The sequence below is a fragment of the Streptomyces sp. FH025 genome, from assembly GCF_017427025.1.
Taxonomy (GTDB): Bacteria; Actinomycetota; Actinomycetes; order Streptomycetales; family Streptomycetaceae; genus Kitasatospora.
In genome coordinates this window covers 1-8,967 of the sequence record NZ_JAFLNG010000300.1, presented here as the reverse complement: position 1 = coordinate 8,967, position 8,967 = coordinate 1, and the positions used below count along the sequence as shown (strand labels likewise).

Sequence of the window (8,967 nt, the reverse complement as noted above, 5' to 3'; positions counted from 1 at the left end):
TGCAACTGCGGCTCCGGCGGGAGCGGCAGCTGGCGGGTGCCGGCGTCGAGCTTGCGGAGGGCGCTGGCCAGCGCCAGCGGGTCGCCGGTGATCCGGGCCCCGTCGGCGTCCGCCTGGTACTCCCGGGAGCGGCTGACCGCCATCTGGATCAGCCCGGCGGCGATCGGTCCGAGGATCATGATGGCGAGCATCCCGAACAGCCCCGGCCCGTCGTCGTCCTCGTCCCGGCCGAACGGGATCAGCCAGGCGAAGTTCACCAGGAACATCACCACCGAGGCGAGCGCCCCGGCGACCGAGGAGATCAGGATGTCCCGGTTGTAGACGTGGCTCAGTTCGTGCCCGAGCACGCCCCGCAGCTCGCGTTCGTCCAGGATCTGCAGGATGCCCTCGGTGCAGCAGACCGCCGCGTTGCGCGGGTTGCGGCCGGTGGCGAAGGCGTTCGGGGCCGGGGTCGGGGATATGTAGAGGCGCGGCATCGGCTGGCGGGCCGAGGTGGAGAGCTCGCGCACGATCCGGTACAGCCCGGGTGCCTCGAACTCGCTGACCGGCCGGGCCCGCATGGCCCGCAGCGCCAGCTTGTCGCTGTTCCAGTACGCGTAGGCGTTCGTCCCGAGGGCGACCAGCAGGGCGATCACGAAGCCGGTCCGGCCGAAGAAGCTGCCGATCACCATGATCAGCGCCGAGAGGCCTCCGAGCAGGACGGCGGTCCTCAGTCCGTTGTGCCGACTGTGCACGTCAGGCCCTCCAGTGGTGCGGTGGGGAAGCCCTTTCTGCCTCGTCCCTCTTGCCCGGTCAACGGGTGGGAGCCGGGAGCTTGTTCCCTTGTGACGGACGTGACACCCGTCCGGACCCTGGTCGGCCGCTGGTCAGCCGCTGGTCAGCCCCTGCTCGGCCCCCGGTCGAGCCACCTGGGCGGCCCCCGGGCCGGCGGCCGCCCGGCGGGGTCAGAACAGGCTGCCGCCGGCCACCTGGAGGACCAGCTGCGGGGCGACCGAGAGCACCACGGCGGCCGAGGCGGTGAGCCCCAGCGTGGCGGTCAGGCCGACCGGCAGCCGGCGTTCGGCCTCGGCCGGCTCCTCCGCGGGGGCGAACAGCCGGGCCGTCCACAGCAGGTAGTAGTACAGGGCGATGACCACGTTGACGGCCATCACCACGGCCAGCCAGCCCAGCCCGGCGTCCACCGCCGCGCGGAACACCACGACCTTGCCGAACAGGCCGACCACGCCCGGCGGAAGCCCGGCCAGGCAGAGCAGGAAGAAGGCCAGCGCGAGCGCCGTCCAGCGGTTGCGGGCGAACAGGCCGCGGAAGTCGTCCACGCTGGTGCCGGCCCGGCGGCCGACGGCGGCGACCACCCCGAAGGCACCGAGGTTCACCACGCCGTAGATCAGCGCGTACGCGGCGGTCGCGCCGAGGGGGTCGGTCCCGGTGGGCGCGTAGCCGGCCGCGGCGAGCGGCACCAGCAGGTACCCGGCCTGACCGACCGAGGACCAGGCGAGCAGCCGCACCGCGCTGTACCGGGTGTCGAAGCGCTGCCGCAGCGCGCCGACGTTGCCGACGGTCATGGTGAGGGCGGCCAGCACCGCGAGCACCAGGCCCCAGGTGTGCGCGTACGGGCGGAAGGCGATGGTGGTGGCGAGCGCGAGGCCGGACAGGCCGGCCGCCTTGCCGACCACCGAGAGGTAGCCGGCCACCGGCAGCGGGGCGCCGGTGTAGGTGTCGGGCACCCAGAAGTGGAACGGGACGGCGGCGACCTTGAACGCGAAGCCGACCAGGGTCAGCACCGCGCCCGCCTCGGCCAGCGGCTTGAGCTGGCCGGGCGCGTGCTCCAGGCCCTGGGCGACGGCGCCCAGGTGCAGGCTGCCGCTCGCCGCGTACACGAAGCCGACGCCGAGCAGCATCACGGCCGTCGCGGTGACGGAGGAGACGAAGAACTTGAGCGCGGCCTCCGCACCCCGGCCGTCCCGGCGCAGCGCGACCAGGGCGAAGGCGGGCAGCGAGGCGACCTCCAGGGCGATCACCATGGTGGCGAGGTCCCGGGAGGCGGGCAGCAGGGCGGCGCCGGTTGCGCTGGAGAGCAGCAGGAACCAGTACTCGCCGCGAGGCAGCCTCTCGTCGTCGACCGTGTGCGTCGACAGCAGCGCCGCGATCAGCGCGCCGCCGAGGGCCAGCAGCTGGAACACCAGGGCGAAGTGGTCGGCGACGTAGGAGCAGCCGCCGTTGTCAGACCCCCCTGCTACGTTCCGAACACAGAAGGTCGCTCGGGGTGAGTCGCCGGTGAGGGGAAGGAGCGCGATGAGGGCGAGGGCGAGTCCGGCCACGGTGAGGCGGCCGAGCCACTGCTTGTGCCGCTCGGGCAGGAACAGGTCGGTGACCAGCACGGCGAGGGCGGCCACGGCGGCGATCAGCGGGGGCGCGATCGCCACCCAGTCCACGGACTGGATCAGGCTGCCCGGGTTGGCTACGGCGAGGGAGGTCACAGTGTGCTGCCCCGTGGAGTGAGGTCCGAGTGCGGCGGTGTGGGCTGCGAGCACGCTCAGCCACCCCCGAGGAGGTGCTTGACAGCGGGGTCGGAGAGGCCGAGCAGGAGCGCGGGCCAGAGGCCGACGACGAGGGTGAGCGCGGCCAGCGGCGTCCAGCTGACGGCCTCGTACGGGCGCAGGTCGGCCACTTCGGCCACGGGCGCGGGCTGCCGGGGGTCGCCCATGCAGACGCGCTTGACCACGATCAGCAGGTACGCGGCGGTGAGGAGGGTACCGAGGCCGGCCAGGACCATGTAGGTGACGAAGGCGGGGCGAGACAGGCCGGCGGCCGGGTCGAAGGCGCCGAACATGGCGAGCAGCTCGCCCCAGAAGCCGGCCAGGCCGGGCAGGCCGAGGCTGGCGACGGCGGCGAAGGCGAGCAGCGCGCCGATCCGGGGCGCCCGGCCGTACAGGGCGGCGCCGGTGGCGCCGGAGAGGGTGTCGAGGTCCGCCGTGCCGTAGCGGTCCTTGACGGCACCGACCAGGAAGAACAGCAGACCGGTGATCAGACCGTGGGCGATGTTGGCGAACAGCGCGCCGTTGACGCCCACCGGAGTGAGGGAGGCGATGCCGAGCAGCACGAAGCCCATGTGGCCGACGGAGGAGTACGCGATCAGGCGCTTGAGGTCGCCCTTGGATCCGGAATCAGAGGGCGCGGAGCGCTTCGAAAGAAGGGTGGTGGCGGGCGACGGGAGGGCCAGCGCCAGGCAGGCCAGCGAGCCGTAGACGATGCCGACGGCGGCGAAGGCGCCCAGGTAGGGGGCGAGCGTCGCGGTGCCGTCCGGCACGACCGGGAGGAGGACACGGACCAGACCGTACGTACCCATCTTCAGCAGCACGCCGGCGAGCAGCACCGAGCCCACCGTCGGAGCGGCGGTGTGCGCGTCGGGGAGCCAGCTGTGCAGCGGCCACGCGGGGGCCTTGACCGCGAGCCCGACCATGATCGCCAGCGCGGCGATCACCTGGGTGGTGTGGCTCAGGCCGTTGCCGTGCGCGGCGGCCAGCGCCTGCATGTCGAAGGTGCCGGCCTCGCTGCCGATCAGCAGGAAGCCGAGCAGCATCACGGCCGAGCCGAGCAGCGTGTAGAGGATGAACCGGTTGGCGGCCGGAGCCTTGGCGCCGCTCCCCCAGCGGGCGATCAGGAAGTACATCGGGATCAGCACGATCTCGAAGGCCAGGAAGAAGAGCAGGAGGTCCAGCACCGCGAAGGTGGCGAGCATGCCGACCTCCAGCAGGAGGAACAGCCCGACGAAGGCCTGCGCCGAGGGGCTGTGCTCATCAGGGGCTCCGCCCCGGGCGTCCCCGTCCGGCAACCGCTTCTCCGAGTACAGCGCGCAGAGGAAGGTGAGCAGCGCGGTCAGCACGATCAGCGGCAGCGAGACGCCGTCCACGCCGAGGTGGAAGCGCACGTGCAGGGCCGGGATCCAGGACACGTCGGTGGTGGCCTGCATCCGGGCGGGTTCGTCGTGGTCGAAGCCGGCCGCGAGGGCGACGGTGAGCAGGAACACCGCGCCGGTGACGACGGAGTTCAGTCGCAGCGCGCGCCGGCCGGCCACGGCCCGGTCCGGCCCGAAGACCGGTGCCAGGGTGAGGGCGGCGCCGAGCAGCGGCAGCACCAGGAGGGCGATGAGGACTGCGTTCATCGGGGGCTCCTAGCTGCGGTGGTGAGCGAACGGGGGGTGGAGGGCTGAGGCACCGGCTACACCGCCACCAGGACGGCGAGCAGGACGACCCCGGCGAGCAGGGCGCTGAGGTAGGTCTGCGCGTTGCCGGTCTGCGCCAGCCGGACGGCCCGGCCGAGCAGGTTGGCGCCGAGCCCGCTGCCCTGCACGTAGCCCTCGACGACCTCGCGGTCGAGGAAGCGGACCAGCCGGGCGGCGGCGGTCACCGGGCGGACGAACAGGAGGTGGTACAGCCGGTCGACACCGAAGCCGTGCCGGGCCGGGCCGAACAGCGGGCCGAGCAGGGTGCGCCCGGGATCGGCGACGATCACCTCGGCGGCCGGGGCTCCGGCCTGCCCGGGCACGCGCCCGGCGGCGGCCGGGGCCGTACGGCCGGTGCTCAGCCGCGCGGTCGCCGAGCGCCAGGCGCCGTACGCGGCGAGCACGCCGACCACGGCGAGCCCGGTGCCGGTCACGGCGGTGACGGCGGAGGGGCGCAGCGAGCCGCCGTCCAGCAGCGCGGGCAGCCAGTCCGAGCGCAGCCCGGCGATGCCGAGGCCCATGGTCGGGACGGCCAGCACCCAGAGCGGCCAGCGCATCGCGGACGGCTCGGCGGTGGCCGGGTCGGCCTCGTCCGCCTCGGGCGAGTACGGCGCGTCGGCCTCGTGCTCGGTCGGCGGCCCCGCGGCGGCGGCCGCACCGGCCGGGCTGTGGAAGGCGACCAGGAACAGCCGGGTCGCGTACGCGGCGGTGAGCAGCGCGGTGAGCGCGGCCGAGATCAGCACGATCCACCCGGCGGCCTCCGGCACCGCCGAGGCGGGGCCGAGCCCGTTGGTCAGCGCCTCGCCGTTGGCCGCGTGCTCGGCGGCGGTCAGCACCGCCTCCTTGCTGAAGAAGCCGGAGAACGGCGGCAGCCCGACCAGGGCGACCAGCGCGATGCCCATCGTCCAGTAGGCGTCCGGCACCCGCTTGCGCAGCCCGGGGATCCGGGACATCGCGGAGATCGAGTTGGTGTGCGCGGCGTGGATGACCACACCGGCGGCCAGGAACAGCAGCGCCTTGAACGCGCCGTGGCTGACCAGGTGGAACACCGAGGCCTGGCGGTCGCCGCTGGCCAGCGCACCGGCCATGTAGCCGAGCTGGCCGACGGTGGAGTACGCGAGCACCCGCTTGAGGTCGTCCTGGGCGAGTGCGCACAGCGCCGAGCCGATCATCGTCACGGCGGCCATCACCGCGAGCACGACCAGCGCCGCGCCCGACAGCAGGAACACCGGCATCAGCCGGGCGACCAGGTAGATGCCGGCCGCGACCATGGTGGCGGCGTGGATCAGCGCGGAGACCGGCGTCGGACCGGCCATCGCGTCCGGGAGCCAGGTGTGCAGCGGGAACTGCGCGCTCTTGCCGGCCACTCCGGCGAGCAGCAGCAGCGCGATCAGCGTCGGGTGCCCGAGCTTGCCGTCGCCCGCGGCCGCCAGCACGTCCGGGATCCGGAAGCTGTGGGCGTCCGCGCCGAGCAGGAAGATCCCGAACAGGAACGGCACGTCACCGAGCTTGGTGACCAGGAAGGCCTTGAGCGAGGCCGAGCGGGCGTCCGCGGTCTCCCAGTGGTGGCCGATCAGGAAGTACGAGCAGACACCCATGACCTCCCAGCCGACCAGCAGCACGATCAGGTCGCCCGAGTAGACCACCAGGAACATCGCCGCGGTGAACAGCGAGACCAGCGCCGCGTACGAGGGGTAGCGCGGGTCCTCCTTGAGGTACGCGGTCGAGTAGACCTGCACACAGGTGGCGACCAGGCCGACCAGCACGGAGATCAGCGAGCTGAAGCCGTCCAGGTGGATGGCCAGCGCGATGTCCGGGCCGCCGGTCGGGGTGAGCCGGGTGGCGGCGTCCAGGGTCTGGCCGGTGCCGAGCTGGAGGGCGACCACCAGGGCGAGCACGGCCGCGGCGGCGACCGGGACGATCGCCAGCGGCCGGGCCAGGCCGGGCGACTTCCTGCCGACGGCCAGGGTCGCGGCGGCGCCGAGCGCGGGCAGCGCGGGGACGAGGGCGGGCAGGGCGAGGTTCATGCGGTGGCCTGGCCCTTCGGCGTCTCGGCTCCGGCCGGCGCCGCCTCGACGGTGGCGAGCGCCTCGGCCGGGTCGCCGAGCGCGGTGGCCCGGTCGATGTCCGCGGTGCCCCGGGCCCGGAACAGCAGCAGGACGATGGCGAGCCCCAGCCCGACCTCGGCGGCGGCGACGGTGATGGTGAACAGGGTGAGCGCCTGCCCGGCGTGCAGCGAGTCGCGCAGCCAGGCGTCGAAGGCGACCAGGTTGAGGTTGACGGCGTTGAGCATCAGCTCGACGGACATCAGCACCAGGACGGCGTTGCGCCGGGCGAGCACGCCGTACACGCCGACGCTGAACAGCAGCGCGGCGAGGACGACGGGGTAGGCGAGGTGCATCAGCTCTCCTCCGACGCGGAAGCAGCGGGGGCAGCGGGCTCAGCGGGGGCATCGGGCTCAGCGGGGGCATCGGGCTTCGGCGCGGTCGCGGCGACGGTCCCGTTCGAACCGACCGGCCGACCGGCGCGCAGCTTGCCCGCCCGGGGTGCCGGCACCCGCCGCCCGGACCCGCGCGACAGCACGATCGCGCCGACCAGCGCCGCCAGCAGCAGCACGGACAGCGCCTCGAAGGGCAGCACCCAGTGCCGGAACAGGCTGGCCCCGGTGACGGAAGCCGAGCCGCCGCCCGCACCGAGGTCGATCCAGGACGTCCGGAAGGCGTCGACCACCAGCGTCACCAGCGTCCCGGCCGAGGCCAGCGCCACGACCAGGGCCACCCAGCGGTTCTTGGAGTCCGCGTCCGGCGAGCGCCCGATCGGCGCCTTGGTGAGCATCAGCCCGAACAGCACCAGGACGACCACCGACCCGAGGTAGATCAGCACCTGCACCCAGGCGATGAACTCGGCCGTGAGCAGCAGGAACTCCACCGCCAGCCCGCCGAGCGCGACCACCAGCCAGAGCGCGGCGTGCACCAGCTGCTTGGTGGTCACCGAGACCACGGCCGAGCCGAGCACCGCGATGCCGACCAGCAGGAAGACGATCTCCTGCCCGGTCGGGGACAGGAACGAACGGGCGGCCGGCTCCAGGGAACCGGTCGCCGCGAGAAGCGTGGCAGCGGAACTCATGCGTCGTCACCCTTCTCCTCCAGGGCCGCGGCGGCCGCCAGCTTGTCCGCCGCCTTGCGCGCGGTGGCGATCTCCTTGGGCTCCTCGGCCGCCGGGTCCAGCGCCGGCGGCGCCGGGACGGTCCACATCCACTCGCGGAGCTTCTCCCGTTCGTGGGTCAGCTCGTGGATGTCGGTCTCGGCGTACTCGAACTCCGGCGACCAGAACAGCGCGTCGAAGGGGCACACCTCGATGCAGATCCCGCAGTACATGCAGAGCGAGAAGTCGATGGCGAACCGGTCCAGCACGTTGCGGGTGCGGGCCCGGGCGTTCGGCTCGGCGGCCGGCAGCGTCTCCTTGTGGGAGTCGATGTAGATGCACCAGTCCGGGCACTCGCGCGCGCAGAGCATGCACACCGTGCAGTTCTCCTCCAGCAGCGCGATGACGCCGCGCGAACGCGGCGGCAGCACCGGCTGCACGTCGGGGTACTGCGCGGTGACGCTCTTCCTCGTCATCGTCCGCAGCGTCACGGCCAGCCCCTTGGCCAGGCCGACACCGGGAAAACTCATGCGATCGCCACCTTGATGATGCCGGTGAGGGCCAGCTGGACCAGCGCGAGCGGGATCAGCGCCGTCCACGCGAAGCGCATCAGCTGGTCCTCGCGCAGGCGCGGGTAGGTGACCCGCAGCCAGATGGTCACGAAGGCCAGCGCGAAGGTCTTGAGGATCATCCAGAGCCAGCCGAGCTGGTCCGACAGCGGTCCGTGCCAGCCGCCCAGGAAGAGCACCGCGGTCAGCGCCGACACCACCAGGATGCCCACGTACTCGGACAGCAGGAACAGCGCGAAGCGCAGCCCGGTGTACTCGGTGTACGCGCCGAAGATGATCTCCGAGTCGGCGACCGGCATGTCGAACGGCGGCCGCTGGAGCTCGGCGAGACCGGCCGTGAAGAACACGAACGCGCCGATGAGCTGCCAGGGCAGCCAGTACCACTGCCAGGAGTCCACGATCGCGGGCAGCGACAGCGTCCCGGCGGCCATCGCCACCGAGGCCGCCGCCAGCACCATCGGCAACTCGTACGACATCAGCTGCGCGGCCGTGCGCAGGGCGCCGAGCAGCGAGAACTTGTTCGCCGAGGCCCAGCCGGCCATCAGCTTGCCGATCACGCCGACGCCCATCACGGCGAGCACGAAGAACAGCCCGGCGTCGATCGCCTGGCCGACGAAGCCGTCCGGGCCGACCGGGATCGCCAGCAGCACGAACAGGTACGGCAGCAGCGAGACGGCGGGCGCCAGCTGGAAGATCCGGCGGTCCGCCCCGGCGGGGACGATGTCCTCCTTCTGCGCGAACTTCACGCCGTCCGCGACGAGCTGCGCCCAGCCGTGGAAGCCGCCCGCGTACATCGGGCCGAGCCGGCCCTGCATGTGCGCCATGACCTTGTGCTCGGTCTGGCCGATGACCAGCGGGAAGACCAGGAAGACGACGAGGGTGGCGACGCAGCGGAGCACCGTGTCGAGCAGGTTCACGTGCCGTCTCCGTCCTGGTCGGCCGCTCCGGCCGAGGTCTCGTCCTTCTTCGCTCCCGGTTCCTTCTCGCCCGGCTCCACCTCGTCCGGTCGGCCGCCCGACGGCTTCTCCTCGT

8 protein-coding genes are annotated in these 8,967 nt (G+C 72.9%); all 8 read right to left on the bottom strand.

Features of this window, described 5'->3' with window-relative positions:
- Positions 1-734 (bottom strand): zinc metalloprotease HtpX (gene htpX / locus J0670_RS21165; protein ID WP_207813214.1); only part of this gene is annotated, 734 nt, incomplete at its 3' end.
- A 210-nt stretch (positions 735-944) separates the two neighbouring features.
- On the bottom strand, positions 945-2,477 hold the full coding sequence (locus J0670_RS21160) for an NADH-quinone oxidoreductase subunit N (protein ID WP_207813213.1): 1,533 nt from the start codon (positions 2,475-2,477) through the stop codon (positions 945-947).
- A 56-nt stretch (positions 2,478-2,533) separates the two neighbouring features.
- The gene (locus J0670_RS21155) at positions 2,534-4,162 is read right to left on the bottom strand and encodes a NuoM family protein (protein ID WP_207813212.1); all 1,629 of its coding nucleotides are present in this window, start codon (positions 4,160-4,162) and stop codon (positions 2,534-2,536) included.
- Positions 4,163-4,218: 56 nt separating this feature from the next.
- Positions 4,219-6,249 carry an NADH-quinone oxidoreductase subunit L gene (locus tag J0670_RS21150; protein ID WP_207813211.1) on the bottom strand — a complete coding sequence of 677 codons (2,031 nt, stop codon included), beginning with the start codon at positions 6,247-6,249 and terminating at the stop codon, positions 4,219-4,221.
- Positions 6,246-6,623, bottom strand: a complete 378-nt coding sequence (nuoK, locus tag J0670_RS21145; protein ID WP_207813210.1) for an NADH-quinone oxidoreductase subunit NuoK — start codon at positions 6,621-6,623, stop codon at positions 6,246-6,248. Before nuoK ends, J0670_RS21150 begins: the two co-directional genes overlap by 4 nt.
- Positions 6,623-7,348: an NADH-quinone oxidoreductase subunit J gene (locus tag J0670_RS21140; RefSeq protein ID WP_207813209.1), complete on the bottom strand. Its 726-nt coding sequence runs from the start codon at positions 7,346-7,348 to the stop codon at positions 6,623-6,625. The genes nuoK and J0670_RS21140 overlap by 1 nt, the downstream gene beginning before the upstream one ends.
- Positions 7,345-7,896: an NADH-quinone oxidoreductase subunit I gene (locus tag J0670_RS21135; protein ID WP_207813208.1), complete on the bottom strand. Its 552-nt coding sequence runs from the start codon at positions 7,894-7,896 to the stop codon at positions 7,345-7,347. The genes J0670_RS21140 and J0670_RS21135 overlap by 4 nt, the downstream gene beginning before the upstream one ends.
- A complete protein-coding gene (gene nuoH / locus J0670_RS21130; protein WP_374223138.1) occupies positions 7,893-8,852 on the bottom strand; it encodes an NADH-quinone oxidoreductase subunit NuoH in 960 nt (319 codons plus the stop codon). The genes J0670_RS21135 and nuoH overlap by 4 nt, the downstream gene beginning before the upstream one ends.
- Between the last annotated feature and the right edge of the window lie 115 nt (positions 8,853-8,967).

What these genes read in the sequence shown, in the direction of transcription:
- J0670_RS21150 (WP_207813211.1), bottom strand. Translation starts at nt 6,249, where the DNA reads ATGAACCTCGCCCTGCCCGCCCTCGTCCCCGCGCTGCCCGCGCTCGGC.
- J0670_RS21140 (WP_207813209.1), bottom strand. Translation starts at nt 7,348, where the DNA reads ATGAGTTCCGCTGCCACGCTTCTCGCGGCGACCGGTTCCCTGGAGCCG.
- nuoK (WP_207813210.1), bottom strand. Translation starts at nt 6,623, where the DNA reads ATGCACCTCGCCTACCCCGTCGTCCTCGCCGCGCTGCTGTTCAGCGTC.
- J0670_RS21135 (WP_207813208.1), bottom strand. Translation starts at nt 7,896, where the DNA reads ATGAGTTTTCCCGGTGTCGGCCTGGCCAAGGGGCTGGCCGTGACGCTG.
- J0670_RS21155 (WP_207813212.1), bottom strand. Translation starts at nt 4,162, where the DNA reads ATGAACGCAGTCCTCATCGCCCTCCTGGTGCTGCCGCTGCTCGGCGCC.